The organism is Kitasatospora sp. SolWspMP-SS2h (genome assembly GCF_003259315.1).
GTDB classification, from domain to species: Bacteria; Actinomycetota; Actinomycetes; order Streptomycetales; family Streptomycetaceae; genus Kitasatospora; species Kitasatospora fiedleri.
Genome location: NZ_QLLT01000004.1, coordinates 97125 through 112506, shown reverse-complemented (window position 1 = coordinate 112506; position 15382 = coordinate 97125). Strand labels below are relative to the sequence as shown.

Here is a 15382-nt window from a genome sequence, read left to right as displayed (position 1 = left end):
CGCGCACCGGGCCCCCGGAAAGCACGGACACCACGGAAAGCCCGAGCACCGCGGGCACCGCGGACGCCCCGGCGCAGGCGGCGGGGGAGCGCTCCGAGTCGCGGTGACTCCGGAGTGCTCCCCCGTCGGACCCGTCGACTAGCTTCCGCCGCGCAGCAGTTGTTCCTCCGCGGTGGCCAGGACCTCCACCACCTGGCGGCCGAAGCCGATGTCGCAGGGGTGCGGGTCGCCGGTCTTCGCCGCGGTGAGGAGGGCGTCCAGGGCGCGGGCGAAGGCGGCGGTGGGGTGTTCGTCGCGGTGCGGGAGGGTGGTGACGCCGGAGGTGCCGCGCAGTTCGACCGCGACGCCGTGGGCGGAGGCGGCGGGCGGGGCGGTCAGGCTGAGGGCGACGGTGCTGGAGGCGCCGCCGCGGTGGCGGAGCACCAGGTGGGTGGTGTCGCCCGGGCCGGGGGCGGCGGTCAGCCGGTCGACCTCGCCGAGGACGGGCAGCAGGACGGACAGGGCGTGCGGGCCGACGTCCCAGAGCGCGCCCTTCTGCTGGCGCCAGGGGGAGGCGGCGTAGGGGCTGTCGGTGGTGAAGACCGAGCCGATCCAGTGGCAGTGGGCGGTGAACCAGCCGTCCTGGGCGGCCTGTTCGGTGATCCACTCCTCCTGGACGGTGCCGAACCGGGTGGTGAAGAAGACCACCGAGGCGACGCCGGACGCGGCCACCGCGTCCTCGACGGCGCGGGCGGCGTCGACCGTCGCGGCGACCGGCTTGTCGAGCAGCAGGTGCTTGCCGGCCTGCGCGGCCCGGACCGCGTACTCGGCCTGCACGTCCGGCGGGAGGGCGATCGCGACCGCGTCGACGTCGGCCAGCAGGGCGTCCACCGTCGGGTGGGTCGGGACGCCGTGCACGGCGGCGAGTTCGGCGGCGGCCTCGGGGCGGCGGCCCCAGAGTCCGGCGAAGGTGACGTCGGGATGGGCGGCGAGGGCGGGGGCGTGCACGAAGCCCGCCCAGGGGCCGGTGCCGAGGAGTCCGATGCGCATGGTGCTCAGTCTTCCACTGCGGCGTCGGCGACCCGGATCAGGGTGAACCCGTCGTACCCCTTGGTCCCGACGGTCTGCACGGTGGTGGCGTCCAGCCGCCTGTCGCCCGCCAGCAGCTCGTGCATCCGCCGCACGCCGCGCACCGCCTCGTCCGTGCTGTCGGGGTCGGCGAGCCTCCCGCCGCGCACCACGTTGTCGACCACCATCACCGCGCCGGGCCGGGCCAGGGCCAGGGCGGCCTCGACGTAGTGCGGGATGTTGGCCTTGTCGGCGTCGATGAAGAAGAAGTCGTACGGTCCGGCGCCCTGGTCGATCAGCTGCGCCAGGCTGTCGCGGGCCGGGCCGACCCGGACCTCGACCCGGTCGGCCAGGCCGGCCCGGTCCAGGTTGGCGGTGGCCACGGCGGCGTGCGCCGGGTCGATCTCCAGGGTGGTCAGGGTGCCGCCGGCGGGCAGGGCGCGGGCGAGCCAGATGGTGCTGTAGCCGGCCAGCGTGCCGATCTCCAGGATGCGCCGGGCGCCCCGGGTCAGGGCCAGCAGGTGCAGCAGCTTGCCCTGGTTGGCGGCCACCGCGATCTGCGGCAGCCCGGCCTCGTCGGCCGCCGCGAGCGCCGCGTCCAGCACCTCGTCCGGTCCGATCAGCCGCTCCTGGGCGTACGCGTCCACCGCGGTCCACACCTGCGGGTCGTTCTGCTGCATGCTCTTCCCCACCTCCGGGATCGGGCCGTGACCGGGCCGTGATCGGCTCGCGGGTGCGACCCTACTCCGCCGCGTCCCGGCCCCGGCCTCCGCACGTCCCGGAACACGCCGGGGCCGCCGCGCCCGGCGAGGGGGTGCGGCGGCCCCGGTGGAGTGCGGCGGCCCCGGTGGGGTGCGGGGTCGGCGGGGGGGTCAGTCGGTGGCCTCGGCGAAGGTCTCGGCGAGCGGTTCGCCGCTCTTGCCGCCGGACTGCTCCGGGTGCTCGGCGCGGGACTTCTTCGCCTTCCGCTTGAGCACCAGCGCCGACCCGGCGCCGAACAGCACGGCCGCGCCGAGCCCGATGTACGAGGCGCCCTGGAGGTACTTCTCGGCGACCTTGCCGACCTGGTAGACCAGCAGCGTGGTGCCGCCCGCCCAGACCACGCCGCCTAGCACGTTGGCGGTCAGGAACTTCCAGTACGGCATCCGCAGGGTGCCGGCCAGCGGGCCCGCGAAGATCCGCAGCAGGGCGACGAACCGGCCGAAGAACACCGCCCACATGCCCCAGCGCTGGAACTGCCGCTCGGCGGTGGCCAGGTGGTCGGGCCCGAAGTGCTTGGGGAACCTCCGGCCCAGCCGGTCGAACAGCGGTCGGCCGCCCTTGCGCCCGATCGCGTAGCCGATCGAGTCGCCGATGATCGCGCCCGCGATCGCGCAGAGCGCCACGCCCCACGGGCTGACCGTGCCCTTGGCGGCCAGCAGCGCGGCGGTGACCAGGGCGATCTCGCCGGGCAGCGGGATGCCCAGGCTCTCCAGACCGATGATCAGGCCGATGATCGCGTACACCAGGGTCGGTGGGACGTCGTTGATCCATTGGTCGACGTGCAAGGCGGAGTACCTCCGTCTGGGCAGGACAGGGGCCGTCGACACGTCGCACGGCACAGTCGTACGGCACACAGGAAAATTTCGGCAAAGAACCGGCCGGGTCAGCCTATCCGCTCCCGCACCCCGCGCCGAGTGCCTCCTCCCGGCCCCGGCCCGGCCGCCTCCCCCGCAGGTGCCGTACACCGGATCCAACGCGGCGCGCCGAGCCGTTCGTTCCCGTCCCGAATGTGAGATCACTCAACGCCTGCGGCCCTGTCGCGGCCCTCCGGCGCGGGCCCATACTCCGTCACCTGACCGCCGTGGCACCGGCCGCGGCACACCGACGACAGGGGGACGACATGACCGCGCACGCCTCGGCGGCGGGCGACTGGCAGCTCGGCGACCGGCGGGTGAACCGGCTCGGCTACGGCGCGATGCGGCTGACCGGCAACGGGATGCACGGCAACTCCGACGGGCCGCCGATCGACCGGGCGGCCGCCGTCCGGCTGCTGCACACCGCGTTCGAGCACGGCGTGGACCACGTCGACACCGCCGCGTTCTACTTCTCGCCGCTGCGCTCCGCGAACGGGCTGATCGGCCGGGCACTCGCCACCTGGCCCGGCGCCGACCGGATCACCGTGGCCACCAAGGTCGGCCCCGGCCGCACCCCCGACGGCGCCTGGTACACCATGGCCCGGCCCGAGCAGCTGCGCGCCCAGGTCGAGGAGAACCTGCGCCAGCTCGGCACCGACCACCTCGACCTGGTCAACCTGCGCCGCAACGGGCCGGACGCGGAGTCCGTCGCCGAGCACTTCGGCGCGCTCGCCGACCTGCGGCGGGCCGGGCTGATCCGGCACCTGGGCCTGTCCAACGCCCGCCCCGAGCACGTCCACCAGGCCCGGGCGATCGCCCCCGTGGTGTGCGTGCAGAACTCCTACGGCCTGGACCGCCGGCTGGCCGACGACAACGGGCTGCTCGACCTGTGCCGCGGCCTGGGCATCGCCTTCGTCCCGTTCTTCGCCATCTCCGGCCGGGCCCGGGAGGGCGCGCCCGCCGCCGAGCGGGACGCCCGAGTGCACGCCGTCGCCGCCGCGCACGGCGCCACCCCCGCCCAGGTCCGCCTCGCCTGGACGCTGCACCGCGGCCCGCACGTACTGGCCATCCCCGGCACCTCGAACCCCGCCCACCTGGCCGAGAACCTCGACGCCGGGGCGCTGCGCCTGACCGCCGAGCAGCTCGCCCTGCTGGACGGCCTGGACGGCCCGGCACCAGGCACTGACGCCAGGGCCGGACACCAGGACCCGAGGAACCCGGCGTCCGGACCCGAGGAGCCGGGCGTCAGGACCTGAGGAAGTCGAGCAGGTCCCGGTTGAACCGCTCCTTGTCGCCGGGCACCAGCGCGATGCCGTGCGAGCCGCCCTCGTAGACCTTGAGGACGGCGCCGGGGACGAGTTCGGCGGTCCTGCGGCCGGTGGCGTCGATCGGGACGACCTGGTCGTCGTCGCCGTGGACGACCAGCAGCGGGACGTCGAACTTCTTCAGGTCCTCGTGGAAGTCGGTGTGCGCGAACGCGTCCACGCAGGCGACGCCACCCTCGATGGTCTCGGCCATGGCCATGTACCAGAAGGCGTCCTTGTTGCCCTCGGTGGCCTTGCTGCCGGGCCGGTCGGCGGAGAAGAAGCCGACCGCGGTGTCCTTCCAGAACTGCGAGCGCTCCTTGAGGATGCCCGCCTTGATGCCGTCGAAGACGGACTGCGGGACGCCCTCGGGGTTGTCGGGGCCCTGGAGCATCAGCGGCGGGATCGCGGAGAGCAGCACCGCGGAGCGGACCCGGTCGGTGCCGTGCCGGCCGATGTAGCGGGCCAGCTCGCCGCCGCCCATCGAGTGCGCCACCAGCGTGACGTCGCGCAGGTCGAGGCTGGTGAGCAGGTCGTTCAGGTCGTCGGCGAAGGTGTCGAAGTCGTAGCCGTCGTACACCGGGGTGGAGCGGCCGTGGCCGCGCCGGTCGTGGGCGATGGCGCGGAAGCCCGCGTCGGCGACGGCCTTCAGCTGGTCCTGCCAGGCGTCGCCGTTCAGCGGCCAGCCGTGGATGAAGACGACCGGTCGGCCGTTCCCCCAGTCCTTGTAAAAGATCTCCACACCGTCGCGGGTCGTGCAAACAGGCATGAGTGTCTCCGATCCGGGGCCAGGCGGCGCCGGTCGGCCGGTCCTGGCGGGAGGGGTGGGTCGGGTGCGCCGGTCCGGCCGGGGTCGGCGGGACGGCGTCACCTCGACCATTCAAGGCACAGCCCGGAGCCCCGCGCACCCGGGCCGGGGCCGCATCCGCGCCGTCCCCGCGCCCGGGCCGGGGCCGGGGCCGGTCCCGCGTCCGCACGGAGGACGACCCGCCGCCGCGCCCCGGCCAGTGGTCGCGGCGGCCCGGTCAGTGGTCGCTGCCCCAGGCGAGGTGGAGGACGGCGAGGTCGTCGGTGTGCCGGCCGGCGTTCAGGGTCTGGGCCTGTTCGATGAGCCGGTCGATCCGGGCGGCCGGGTCGGCGGGGTCGGCCGGGCCGGCGGCGGTGCTGCCGATCAGGGCGAGGAGTCCGTCGACCTGGAGCCGCGCTCCGGTGACGCCGTTGTACCCCTCGACCAGCCCGTCGGTGTAGATGGTCAGGGAGCCGCTGTCGGGGAGCGGGACGGTGGTGTGCGGCCACTGCCGCAGCCCCGGCAGGATGCCGAGGGCGATGCCGTGGGCGGCGGTCAGCTCCCGGGTGCCTTCGGCGGTGGTGAGCAGGGGTTCGTGGTGGCCGGCCAGGTGGAGCGTCGCGGTGCGGTTCTCCTGGTCCAGGGTGAGCAGGGTGCAGGTGGCGAAGAGCGAGGTGTTGTCGCGTTCGGCGACCAGCACCCGTTCCATCAGGTGCAGCAGGTCCTCGCCCCGGTGGCCGCCGAGGATCAGCGAGCGCCAGGCGATCCGGAGCAGGACGCCGAGGGCCGCGGCGTCCCGGCCGTGCCCGCTGACGTCGCCGACGACGGCGTGCAGCAGGCCGTCGTCGCCCTCGACCACGTCGAGGAAGTCGCCGCCGAGCAACGCCATGGGGGCGCCGGGCAGGTAGCGGCTGGTCACCTCGACCTTGGAGGTGCCCAGGATCGGCGGCGGGAGCAGGCCGCGCTCCAGCCGGGCGTTCTCCTCGGCGCGCAGCCGGCCGGCCTCGGCCTGGATGCTGGCGCGCTCGGTGCGGCTGCGGTAGACGGCGTAGCGCAGCGAGCGGCGCAGCAGTTCGGCCTCGACCTTGCCCTTGACCAGGTAGTCCTGGGCGCCGGCGGCCATCGCCTCGGTGCCGGCCCGGTCCTCGGACAGGCCGGTGAGGACGATGACGGCGCTGTGCGGCGCGAGTTCGCGGACGGCGGTGACGGCGGCGGTGCCGGAGACGTCGGGCAGGTGCAGGTCGAGCAGGATGCAGTCGGTCCGCTGCTCGGCCAGGACGGCCCGGGCGGCGGCGAGGCTGGTGCGGACGGTGAGTTCGAAGGGCATCCCGGTGTCGTGCAGGAGCTCCTCGACCAGGATGGCGTCCGCCTCGTCGTCCTCGATCAGCAGGACGTGGTAGGCCGGTTCGCCGGAGGCGCTGCGGGGCGGGCTGGTGACGGTGGACGTCATCGCGCTTCCCGCCCTGGTTCGGCGTCGGCGGGGTCCGTCGCGGCGGCGGTCTCCGTCCCGGCGGGGGTGCGCGTCCCGGCGGGGGCGTGCGTCCCGGCGGCGGGGTACGTCGCGGGGACGGCCGGGTACGCGGCGGGGACGGCGGGGAGCTCCGCCGCGTCGGGGTCCTCCGTCCCGGCGGGGGCCGCGGGCGGCTCCGGGGAGAGGGTGAAGGTGATCCGGGCGCCCTCGCGGTGGTACGGGTCGACGGCGATCGTCCCGCCGTGGAACTCGACGATCTTCTTGCACATGGCCAGGCCGATGCCGCTGCCCGCGTAGGCGTCCTTGGTGTGCAGGCGCTGGAAGATCACGAAGACCTTGACGGCGAACTCCGGGGGGATGCCGATGCCGTTGTCGGTGACGGCGAAGTGCCACAGCTCGCCGTCGCGTTCGGCCGAGACGTGGATGCGCGGGGCGGTGCCGGGGCGGCGGAACTTGACGGCGTTGCCGATCAGGTTCTGCCAGAGCATCCCCATCTGGGTGAGGTCGGCGAACAGGGTGGGGAGCGGGTCGTGGGTGATCTCCGCGCCCGACTCCGCGATGTTGTCGCTGAGCACGTCCAGGGTGCGCTCCAGCACCTTCTCCAGGTCGACGTCCTGGTGGTTGCGGTGCACCCGGCCGACCCGGGAGAAGTCCAGCAGGTCGTTGATCAGGACCTGCATGCGGTTGGCGCCGTCGACCGCGAAGTCGATGTACTGGTCCGCCCGGGCGTCGAGTTGGCCGCCGTAGCGGCGCTGGAGCAGCTGGGTGAAGCTGGAGACCTTGCGCAGCGGCTCCTGGAGGTCGTGCGAGGCGACGTAGGCGAACTGCTCCAACTCGGCGTTGGAGCGCTGGAGGTCGGCGGCCTGCGCGTCCAGGCGCAGGCGGGCCTGCTCGGTGAAGGCCAGCTCCCGCACCAGCCGTCGGCGCATGGAGTCGATCTCGGCGCTGAGGCGGCGCAGGTCGGCGGGGCCGTTGCCGACGATGGAGTGATCGAAGTCACCCGCGGCGATCCGGCGGGCGTCCGCGCCGAGCCGCTCCAGCGGGTCGGTGATGCCGCGGCGCAGCCCCTCGAAGACCAGCACGGTCAGCACGGCGATGACGGCCGCGATCGCGGTGAAGACCCAGTTCCGGACCCGGGTGGTGGCCAGCAGGTCGGCCCGGGCGGCGGCGCGGTCGGCCCGCAGGTGGTCCTGCTGGCGGGTCAGTTGGACCCGGATGCGGTCGAACGCGGCCTTGCCCGCGTCGGCCGAGGCGGCGGCCTGCGGCACGGGCTCGCCGGGGGGCGCGGCGGCGATCGGCTCGGCGATCTGCTGCTGCCACTGGCCGACCGCGGCCTGGACCGCGGCGAGGTCGGCGAGCCCGGAGTCGTTGCCGTGCAGGAGGCCGAGCAGGGTGTCGGTGTGGGTCTTCTGGTCGATCAGGCCCTGCCGGTAGGGCTGGAGGAGCTCCGGGTTGCCGCTGAGGGCGTAGCCGCGGATGCCGGTCTCCTGGTTGAGCAGCACCGATTCCAGGCGGAACGCGGTGGACATGGCGGGCGAGCGGGTGTCCACCAGGTTCGTGCTGATGTCCTGGGTGCGCTCCAGCGCCCAGAACCCCGCGACACCCAGCAGTGCCAGGACGGCCAGGGAGAGCGCGGCACCCACCCGCAGCCAGCGCCTGGTCGTCCACGTGGACAGCGAGCGTCCGCGAGTCGGCCTGCGGTCGTCGTGCATGGTGTGAGCCCCTCCGGGAAAGGCCGACCCGGAAGGGCGGCGCAGCACACTGTAGAGGCTGTTCGACAAGCGTTGTTGTCGAGGGGTGAAATCAGGGCCTATTGTTTCGACCATGCCTGGCAAGAACTTCGTGCTCCGCTCCACCCCTCAGGAGACGGCCGCGATCGCGGACGCCGCGGTGGCGCGGCTGGCACGGCGCCTGGTCGCCGAGCTGCTCCAGGAGAACGGCGGCGAGCTGAGGCAGGCCCTCAGCACGCTGCACGTCCTGAACCAGCTCCAGCAGGCCGCGGAACGCCTCCAGCGGGACGCGGCGGCGACCGCTGCCAGGGCAGGGGCCGGTTACCCCCAACTCGGCTCCGCATGCGGCATGACCCGCCAGGGGGCCCGGCAGCGCTGGCCCGGCCTCTACGACCATTCCGACGAAGCACCTACGGAGACCCCGACCATGACCAGCCCCGCCCGTGCCTTCGACGTGTTGCTGGTCGAGGACGACGTCGCCGACGCCATGCTCATCGAAGAGGCGCTGACCGAGCGTGGCACCCGGAACCTCGTCCAGGTCACCGACGGCCTCGCCGCGCTGGAGCACCTGCGCGACCCGGGCACCGTCCGACCCGACCTGATCGTCCTGGACCTCAACATGCCCCGGATGAACGGCCGCGACCTGCTCCGGGTCCTCAAGTCCGACGAGGACCTGCGCACCATCCCGGTCGTGGTCCTCACCACCTCCGCGGCCCCCGACGACGTCACCGGCGCGTACAGCAGCCACGCCAACGCCTACGTCACCAAGCCGGTCAACCTGGCGGAGTTCGAGCAGGCGGTGCAGAGCATCGACGCCTTCTACCTCGACACCGCCACCCGCCCGCCCCGCGACTGAACCGCCCCACCGCCCCGGCCGGGCCCACCCCACCCCGGCCGGGGCCCCGCACTCCCCCGCGTCCCGCTCCGCACCGGCCGCCTGCGGGCCACCGCGTCGTCAGGTCACCGCGTCGTCAGGTCCCCGCCGCGCCACGGTGGGGCGGCTGCTGGTAGCGTCGCCCTCTTCGCCGGACGCCCCGGCGGAGTACCCCTCGGCAGGGACCGGCATGACGACCGCGCAACAGCGCCTGCACCACGCCCTGGACGCCCTCGACCGCACCGCCCGCCCCGGACCGGCGGTCGGCGGCTGCGAACACTGCTACACCGCCGGGCAGTTGGCGGCCCTGGCCGGTCCGCCGGCCCTGGTTCCGAACGGTCTGCTGCACTCGGTGGCCGCGAAGAGCCCCGACCACTGGACGGACTTCCCGACCCTCTACCGGCGCCTCGCCCCGCGCATCCTGCGCCAGTTGACCACCGGCACGCTGGCCGTCGACGGCCCGCTGGTCGCCGACCGCCTGGTCGCCGCCGGCTGGCCGGACTGGCACCGCGCCGAACTCGTCCGGGAGGTCCTGGACGCCTGGTGGCCCGCGGCCCTGGCCGACCCGGGCGCGGACGCCGCCGAGGTGCTGGGCACCCTCGCCGTCGCCACCGGGACGGTCACCCCCTGGCTGCGCACCTGGGCCGAGACCCCCACCGCCACCGCGAACCGCCACCTCGCCGACACCCTCGACCGGTGGCTGGCCTACGGCGAACTCCCCGACCTGCGCCTCGGCTTCCACCGCGACCTGCCGGTCGGCCCCGAGGTCGCCGCCTGGATCACCGGCCTCCCCCCGCACCGCATCGGCGAGGACCGGCGGCACTGGCTGGAGCTGGCCCTCCGGAACTGACCGCACCACCGCCCGCCGCCGGGCTCAGTCCGGCGGCGGGGTCTCGCCGGAGCCGCGCGGGACGAGGAGGGTGGGGAGTTCGAGGCGGGCGGGCGGGGTGGTGTCGCCGGTGAGGCGGTCGAAGAGACGGCGGGCGGCGAGGGCCCCGAGGGCGACCGGGTCCTGGGCGACGACGGTGAGGCCGGGGGTGAGCAGGTCGGCGAGTTCGAGGTCGTCGAAGCCGACCAGGGCGGGGCGGCGGGCGGCCGGGAGCCGGTGCAGGGCGACGAGGGTGACGCGGTTGTTGGCGGTGAACAGGGCGGTGACGGCGTCGGGGCCGGTGGTGAGGCGGTGCACGGCGGCGGCGACCCGGGCCCGGTCGGTGGGGCCGCAGTCGACCCAGCGTTCGTCGACGGGCAGTCCGGCGGCGGCCATCGCCGCGCGGTAGCCGCGCAGGCGTTCGGCGGCGGTGTGGATGGACGGGAGGTCGCCGACGAAGCCGATCCGGCGGTGGCCGTGGGCGATCAGGTGCGCGGTGCCGGCCTGCGCGCCGCCCGCGTTGTCGCTGAGTACGGCGTCGGCGTCGATGCGGCTGCCGGGGCGGTCCAGGAAGACCACGGGGGTGCCGGACTCGATCTCGGGCAGCAGGTAGCGGTGGTCGTCCCCGGCCGGGACGACGATCAGCCCGTCCACCCGCCGGGCGCAGAACGCCAGCGCCAACTCCCGTTCGCGCGAAGGGTCCTCGGCGCTGGAGCCGGTGAACAGCAGGCAGCCCTCGGCCGCCGCGACCTGTTCGACGGAGCGGGAGAGCGCGGAGGAGAACGGGTCGCTGATGTCCTCCAGCAGCAGGGCGACGCTCGCCGTCCGGCCGGTGCGCAGCAGCCGGGCGCTGTCGTTGCGCCGGAAGCCGAGCGTCTCGATCGCGGTCCGCACCCGGGCGGCCATCTCGGGCGTCACCCCGCTCTCGCCGTTCACCACCCGGGAGACCGTTTTCAGCCCGACCCCGGCCGCCGCCGCGACGTCCTTCATGGTCGGGCGGGCACCGCGAGGGCTGCTGGCAGGGCTGCTGGTCATGCCAGGGAGGATAGTGCGGGCCCGGCAGGCCCGGCGGGCCCCGGCACGCCCGAGGTCCGGCCGTCCGCCCGGCACCGCCGCCACCGCCCCTGTCACCGCAGCTACAGGCAGTGAGCGGCACCGGCGAAGCGGCAGTCGGGCGGGGGTGACCGGCCTCCCGGGCCGCTCGGTACCGGAGGCACCGGACCGCGACCGAGGGCGCTGGACAACGTTGTCAGATCGCGTCAGAATCACCGGGTACGACCCGGCAGCGCCCTGCCCAGCACCACGGCGCTCCCCTGCCACACCTGCGGAGACGTCACGATGAGTTACGAAACGGCCGGTACCGCCGTCGCCCCCGGCTCCCACGGGTCCGCACCGGACGGCGCTCCCGCCCCCGGACCGGTCGACGGGCCGCTGATCGCGGCCCTCGACATCGGCGGCACCAAGATCGCCGGCGGGCTGGTCGACACCCGCGGCACCCTGCACCACCGCCTCCAGGTGCCCACCCCCGCCGACGGCGACCGGCACGAGCTGATGACCGCCGTCGACCACGTCCTCGACGACCTCGCCCGCCACCCGGACTGGCACCGGGTCCAGGCCCTCGGCATCGGCAGCGCCGGCCCGGTCGACACCGCCCGCGGCACCGTCAGCCCCGTCAACATCCCCGGCTGGCGGGAGTTCCCGCTGCTCGACCAGGTCGCCGAACACCCCGCCGCCCGCCACCTGCCGCTCGCCCTCGGCGGCGACGCGCTCGCCATGACCGCCGCCGAGCACTGGCGGGGCGCCGCCCGCCCCTACCGCAACGTGCTCTGCCTGGTCGTCTCCACCGGCGTCGGCGCCGGACTCGTCCTCGACAACGCCCTGCACACCGGCACCACCGGCAACGCCGGGCACCTCGGCCACATCACCATCGACTACAACGGCCGCCGCTGCCCCTGCGGCTCCCGCGGCTGCGTCGAGACGCTCGCCTCCGGCACCGCCATCGCCCGCACCGCCGCCGAACTCGGCTGGACCCCCGGCCCCGGCCAGGACGCCGACGCCGGTGCCGTCGCCCGCGCCGCCCGCACCGGCGACCCGCTCGCCCTGGCCGCCTTCGACCACGCCGCCCGCGCCCTCGCCGCCGGCATCGCCGCCACCGCCACCCTGGTCGAGCTCGACGCCGCCGTCGTCGGCGGCGGCGTCGCCCAGGCCGGCCCGCTCCTCTTCGACCCGCTCACCCGCCACCTCGCCGACTACGCGACCCTCTCCTTCACCCGCCACCTCACCCTGCACCCCGCCCACCTCGGCACCGACGCCGGACTCATCGGCGCCGCCGCCCTCACCCGCCACACCTGGCCCGCCGGCCCGCCGGCCCGCGCTGACCGCGCCCCCTACCGGAGCGGTTCCGCAACGGCCCGGGTGCCGGGGACGGCCGGGTCGCCCCGGAACACCGCGCCGGTGAACCTGCCGCCCGCACGGTCGGACAGCACGGCGCGCTGACGACGCCCACCCCTGCCACCTCCGGAACTCCGAGGACCCGAGCGGCCCCCGTCCTCGCCTTCGCCCCCGCCGGCTGGGCGGCCTTCGTCCGCCCGGTCGAGGGCCCGCCCCCGGGGGTCGCCCCGGTGGACGTGGCGGAGGGGCGCCACCCCCACCCGACGGGCGCGACGGGCGGTTCCCGGGGGCGGGCCGGTCACGTGCCGGGTTCTTCGTCCAGCCGGGTGCGGAGGGTGTGCGCGAAGTCCTCGGCGCGGGCGAGTTGGACGCGCAGGCGGTCGACCTGTTCGGCGGCGGCGCGTTCGTAGGTGCGGACGAGGGCGAGCAGCGCGGGGCGGCCGCCTTCGCCGTAGGGGCCGTCGGCGTCCAGGCGGTCGGTGGCGTCGAGGAGTTCGCGCATCCGGTCGAGGGTGAAGCCGAGCGGTTTCATCCGGCGGATCACCATCAGCCGGGCGACGTCGCGCTCGGTGTAGAGCCGGAAGCCGCCCCGGGAACGGGCGGACGGGACGACCAGGCCGGTCTCCTCGTAGTGGCGGATGGTGCGCAGGGAGAGTTCGGTGCGGGTGGCGACCTCGCCGATCTGCATGTGCCGGTCCGGGCCCGCGCTTCCGTCCGTGCCCTCGTCCGCGCGCACGACCCCGGCCCCGGTCCCGGCCACGTCCACGTCCTCGCCCACGCTGCGCCTTCCTCCGTCCACCGGGCGAACCCTACCCTCACGTCAGGGTAGAGTTCGGTCTCCCTCCTTCATTCTCCCCTCCCCCTCCACGACGGGTTGCCGCCTCTTGTCCTCCTCCGCCCTGTCCCGCTCCCTCCGCCTGCCCGCCTGGTGCTCCGACCCGAAGGTGTGGCGCACCGAGGTGCTGGCCGGCCTGGTGGTCGCGCTGGCGCTGATCCCGGAGGCGATCTCGTTCTCGGTGATCGCCGGGGTCGATCCGAAGATCGGCCTGTTCGCGTCGGTGACGATGGCGGTGACCGTCTCGGTGGTGGGCGGCCGGCGGGCGATGATCTCGGCGGCGACGGGCGCGGTGGCGCTGGTGATCGGCCCGCTGAACCGGGAGCACGGCCTCGGCTACCTGGTGGCGGCGGTGATCCTGGCGGGGGTGTTCCAGATCGTGCTGGGCGCGCTGGGCGTGGCCCGGCTGATGCGGTTCGTGCCGCGTGCGGTGATGGTCGGGTTCGTCAACGCGCTGGCGATCCTGATCTTCCTGGCCCAGCTGCCGCAGCTGACGCACGTCCCGTGGTCGGTGTACCCGCTGCTGGCGGCCGCCCTGGCGCTGATGGTGTGGTTCCCGAAGCTGACCCGGGCGGTGCCGGCGCCGCTGGTGTCGATCGTGGTGCTGACGCTGGTGACGGTGGGCGCGGGCGTCGCGGTGCCGACGGTCGGCGACCAGGGCGCGCTGCCGTCCTCGCTGCCGGTGCCGGGCCTGCCGGACGTGCCGTTCACGGTGGACACCCTGGCCACCGTCGCCCCGTACGCGCTGGGGATGGCGCTGGTGGGGCTGATGGAGTCGCTGATGACGGCGAAGCTGGTGGACGAGATCACCGACACCCGTTCCGACAAGCGCCGGGAATCGATCGGGCAGGGCGTCGCCAACATCGTGACCGGGCTGTTCGGCGGGATGGGCGGCTGCGCGATGATCGGCCAGACGATGATCAACGTGAAGGTGTCGGGCGCCCGGACCCGGGTGTCGACCTTCCTGGCCGGAACGTTCCTGCTGGTGCTCTGCCTGGTCTTCGGACCGGTGGTCTCGCGGATTCCGATGGCCGCGCTGGTGGCCGTGATGGTGATGGTCTCCTTCGGCACCTTCGACTGGCACTCGATCGCCCCGGCCACGCTGCGCCGCCTCCCGGTCGGCGAGTCGGCCGTCACGGCGGTGACCGTGGTCGTGGTGGTCGCCACCGGCAACCTGGCGATCGGCGTCGTGATCGGCTCACTGCTCGCCGCGGCCCTCTTCGCCCGGCGGGTCGCCCAGCACGCCGACGTCACCGCCACCCCCGACCCGGACGGCGACCGGGTGGTCTACGCCGTCACCGGCGACCTGTTCTTCGCCTCCGCCGACGAACTGACCACCCGCTTCGACTACGCCGGCGACCCCGACCTGGTCGTCATCGACCTGGCCGCCGCCCACGTCTGGGACGCCTCCTCGGTCGCCGCCCTCGACACCGTCCGCGCCAAGTACGCCCAGCGCGGCAAGCAGGTCGAGATCACCGGCCTGAACCACCCCAGCGCCGCCCTGCACGACCGCCTCAGCGGCGAACTCGCCGTCGCCCACTGACCCGGGGCCGGCCACCAGCCACTTCGACGCTACTTCGACCCGCCGCTGCTCTGGAGGAGTTGGCCGTTGATCCACTGGCCCTGCGGGGAGCAGAGGAAGTCGATCAGGTGCGCGGCGTCCTGCGGGGTGCCGAGCCGGGCCAGCGGGGTGCGGGCGACCGTCTCGGCGCGCAGGGCCTCGTCCATCCAGCCGGTGTCGGTGGGGCCCGGGTCCACCGCGTTGGCCGTCACGCCGAGGTGGGCGAGCTCGCGGGCGGCGGCGCGGGTGATCCGGTCGAGGGCGCCCTTGCTGGCGCCGTACGGGAGGTTGCCGACGGTGTGATCGCTGGTCAGGGCGACGATCCGGCCGGTGCCGAACGCGCCGGTGAAGCGGAGGCCGAACTCGCGGATCAGCAGCCAGCTCGCCCGGGCGTTGACCGCGAAGTGCCGGTCGAAGCTCTCCACCGTGGTGTCCAGCAGCCCGGAGTCGACGGACTCGGCGTGGCTCATCACCAGCGCGGTGACCGGGCCGAGCCCGGCCTCGACCCGGTCGAACAGCCGGGCGGGCTCCGCCCCGTCCGCCAGGTCGGCCGGCACCGCGAGGTGGCGCGCGCCGTGCGCGCCGATCGCCGCGCCGACGGCCGCCACCGCCCCGTCCTCGACGCCCCAGGGCATCCGGGTGTCGTACGGCGTCCAGTAGCTGTAGGCGACGTCCCACCCGGAGGCGGCCAGGCGCTCGGCGACGGCGGCACCGATGCCGACCGTCCGGCCGACGCCGGTGACCAGCGCGACGGGGCGCTCGGCGCGGGCGGGATGCGGGTCGGCGGCTCTCACGGCACCGGATCCTGACGGTTCGCCAGGCCCCCTGACAAACCGTTTTCCGGCTCCGTCCCGCAGCCCCCGCCCCACAACCCCGTCCCACCACCCCGCCCCGCAGC

At 74.7% G+C, this 15382-nt stretch carries 14 protein-coding genes; 5 read left to right on the top strand and 9 right to left on the bottom strand.

Going from position 1 to position 15382, the window contains the following annotated elements; translation table 11 throughout:
• Positions 1-138: 138 nt before the first annotated feature.
• The 3 genes from K353_RS06470 to K353_RS06460 form a co-directional block, all read right to left on the bottom strand.
• The gene (locus tag K353_RS06470) at positions 139-1029 is read right to left on the bottom strand and encodes a Gfo/Idh/MocA family protein (protein WP_111552608.1); all 891 of its coding nucleotides are present in this window, start codon (positions 1027-1029) and stop codon (positions 139-141) included.
• A gap of 5 nt (positions 1030-1034) precedes the next feature.
• Complete coding sequence (locus K353_RS06465) at positions 1035-1727, bottom strand: O-methyltransferase (RefSeq protein ID WP_111552607.1); 693 nt, start codon at positions 1725-1727, stop codon at positions 1035-1037.
• A 192-nt stretch (positions 1728-1919) separates the two neighbouring features.
• Positions 1920-2594 (bottom strand): DedA family protein, encoded by a 675-nt coding sequence (locus tag K353_RS06460; RefSeq protein WP_111552606.1) that lies wholly within the window; start codon positions 2592-2594, stop codon positions 1920-1922.
• 335 nt (positions 2595-2929) lie between these two features.
• Here K353_RS06460 and K353_RS06455 point away from each other — a divergent pair, with 335 nt between their 5' ends.
• Positions 2930-3919 (top strand): aldo/keto reductase, encoded by a 990-nt coding sequence (locus K353_RS06455; protein WP_111552605.1) that lies wholly within the window; start codon positions 2930-2932, stop codon positions 3917-3919.
• Here K353_RS06455 and K353_RS06450 read toward each other — a convergent pair.
• The 3 genes from K353_RS06450 to K353_RS06440 form a co-directional block, all read right to left on the bottom strand.
• Positions 3909-4736 (bottom strand): alpha/beta fold hydrolase, encoded by an 828-nt coding sequence (locus K353_RS06450; RefSeq protein ID WP_111552604.1) that lies wholly within the window; start codon positions 4734-4736, stop codon positions 3909-3911. The genes K353_RS06455 and K353_RS06450 overlap by 11 nt on opposite strands.
• A gap of 256 nt (positions 4737-4992) precedes the next feature.
• The gene (locus K353_RS06445) at positions 4993-6204 is read right to left on the bottom strand and encodes a PP2C family protein-serine/threonine phosphatase (RefSeq protein WP_111552603.1); all 1212 of its coding nucleotides are present in this window, start codon (positions 6202-6204) and stop codon (positions 4993-4995) included.
• Complete coding sequence (locus K353_RS06440; RefSeq protein ID WP_111552602.1) at positions 6201-7937, bottom strand: CHASE3 domain-containing protein; 1737 nt, start codon at positions 7935-7937, stop codon at positions 6201-6203. Before K353_RS06440 ends, K353_RS06445 begins: the two co-directional genes overlap by 4 nt.
• 112 nt (positions 7938-8049) lie before the next feature.
• Here K353_RS06440 and K353_RS06435 point away from each other — a divergent pair, with 112 nt between their 5' ends.
• On the top strand, positions 8050-8811 hold the full coding sequence (locus K353_RS06435; protein WP_111552601.1) for a response regulator: 762 nt from the start codon (positions 8050-8052) through the stop codon (positions 8809-8811).
• 208 nt (positions 8812-9019) lie between these two features.
• Positions 9020-9679, top strand: a complete 660-nt coding sequence (locus tag K353_RS06430; RefSeq protein ID WP_111552600.1) for a hypothetical protein — start codon at positions 9020-9022, stop codon at positions 9677-9679.
• Between the two features lie 24 nt (positions 9680-9703).
• Here K353_RS06430 and K353_RS06425 read toward each other — a convergent pair whose 3' ends face one another.
• Positions 9704-10732 carry a LacI family DNA-binding transcriptional regulator gene (locus tag K353_RS06425; protein WP_111552599.1) on the bottom strand — a complete coding sequence of 343 codons (1029 nt, stop codon included), beginning with the start codon at positions 10730-10732 and terminating at the stop codon, positions 9704-9706.
• 303 nt (positions 10733-11035) lie between these two features.
• Here K353_RS06425 and K353_RS06420 point away from each other — a divergent pair, with 303 nt between their 5' ends.
• Positions 11036-12193, top strand: coding sequence for an ROK family protein (locus K353_RS06420; RefSeq protein WP_111552598.1), 1158 nt, complete (start codon positions 11036-11038; stop codon positions 12191-12193).
• Positions 12194-12386: 193 nt separating this feature from the next.
• On the opposite strand, the gene K353_RS06415 is transcribed toward K353_RS06420, so the two are convergent.
• Positions 12387-12776, bottom strand: a complete 390-nt coding sequence (locus K353_RS06415) for a MerR family transcriptional regulator (RefSeq protein WP_111552781.1) — start codon at positions 12774-12776, stop codon at positions 12387-12389.
• Between the two features lie 196 nt (positions 12777-12972).
• On the opposite strand from K353_RS06415, the gene K353_RS06410 reads away from it, so the two are divergent.
• Positions 12973-14466: a SulP family inorganic anion transporter gene (locus K353_RS06410; protein ID WP_111552597.1), complete on the top strand. Its 1494-nt coding sequence runs from the start codon at positions 12973-12975 to the stop codon at positions 14464-14466.
• A gap of 29 nt (positions 14467-14495) precedes the next feature.
• Here K353_RS06410 and K353_RS06405 read toward each other — a convergent pair whose 3' ends face one another.
• Positions 14496-15278, bottom strand: coding sequence for an SDR family oxidoreductase (locus K353_RS06405; RefSeq protein WP_111552596.1), 783 nt, complete (start codon positions 15276-15278; stop codon positions 14496-14498).
• Positions 15279-15382 lie beyond the last annotated feature (104 nt).

What these genes read in the sequence shown, in the direction of transcription:
- K353_RS06470 (WP_111552608.1), bottom strand. Translation starts at nt 1,029, where the DNA reads ATGCGCATCGGACTCCTCGGCACCGGCCCCTGGGCGGGCTTCGTGCAC.
- K353_RS06465 (WP_111552607.1), bottom strand. Translation starts at nt 1,727, where the DNA reads ATGCAGCAGAACGACCCGCAGGTGTGGACCGCGGTGGACGCGTACGCC.
- K353_RS06455 (WP_111552605.1), top strand. Translation starts at nt 2,930, where the DNA reads ATGACCGCGCACGCCTCGGCGGCGGGCGACTGGCAGCTCGGCGACCGG.
- K353_RS06450 (WP_111552604.1), bottom strand. Translation starts at nt 4,736, where the DNA reads ATGCCTGTTTGCACGACCCGCGACGGTGTGGAGATCTTTTACAAGGAC.
- K353_RS06445 (WP_111552603.1), bottom strand. Translation starts at nt 6,204, where the DNA reads ATGACGTCCACCGTCACCAGCCCGCCCCGCAGCGCCTCCGGCGAACCG.
- K353_RS06440 (WP_111552602.1), bottom strand. Translation starts at nt 7,937, where the DNA reads ATGCACGACGACCGCAGGCCGACTCGCGGACGCTCGCTGTCCACGTGG.
- K353_RS06435 (WP_111552601.1), top strand. Translation starts at nt 8,050, where the DNA reads ATGCCTGGCAAGAACTTCGTGCTCCGCTCCACCCCTCAGGAGACGGCC.
- K353_RS06430 (WP_111552600.1), top strand. Translation starts at nt 9,020, where the DNA reads ATGACGACCGCGCAACAGCGCCTGCACCACGCCCTGGACGCCCTCGAC.
- K353_RS06425 (WP_111552599.1), bottom strand. Translation starts at nt 10,732, where the DNA reads ATGACCAGCAGCCCTGCCAGCAGCCCTCGCGGTGCCCGCCCGACCATG.
- K353_RS06420 (WP_111552598.1), top strand. Translation starts at nt 11,036, where the DNA reads ATGAGTTACGAAACGGCCGGTACCGCCGTCGCCCCCGGCTCCCACGGG.
- K353_RS06415 (WP_111552781.1), bottom strand. Translation starts at nt 12,776, where the DNA reads ATGCAGATCGGCGAGGTCGCCACCCGCACCGAACTCTCCCTGCGCACC.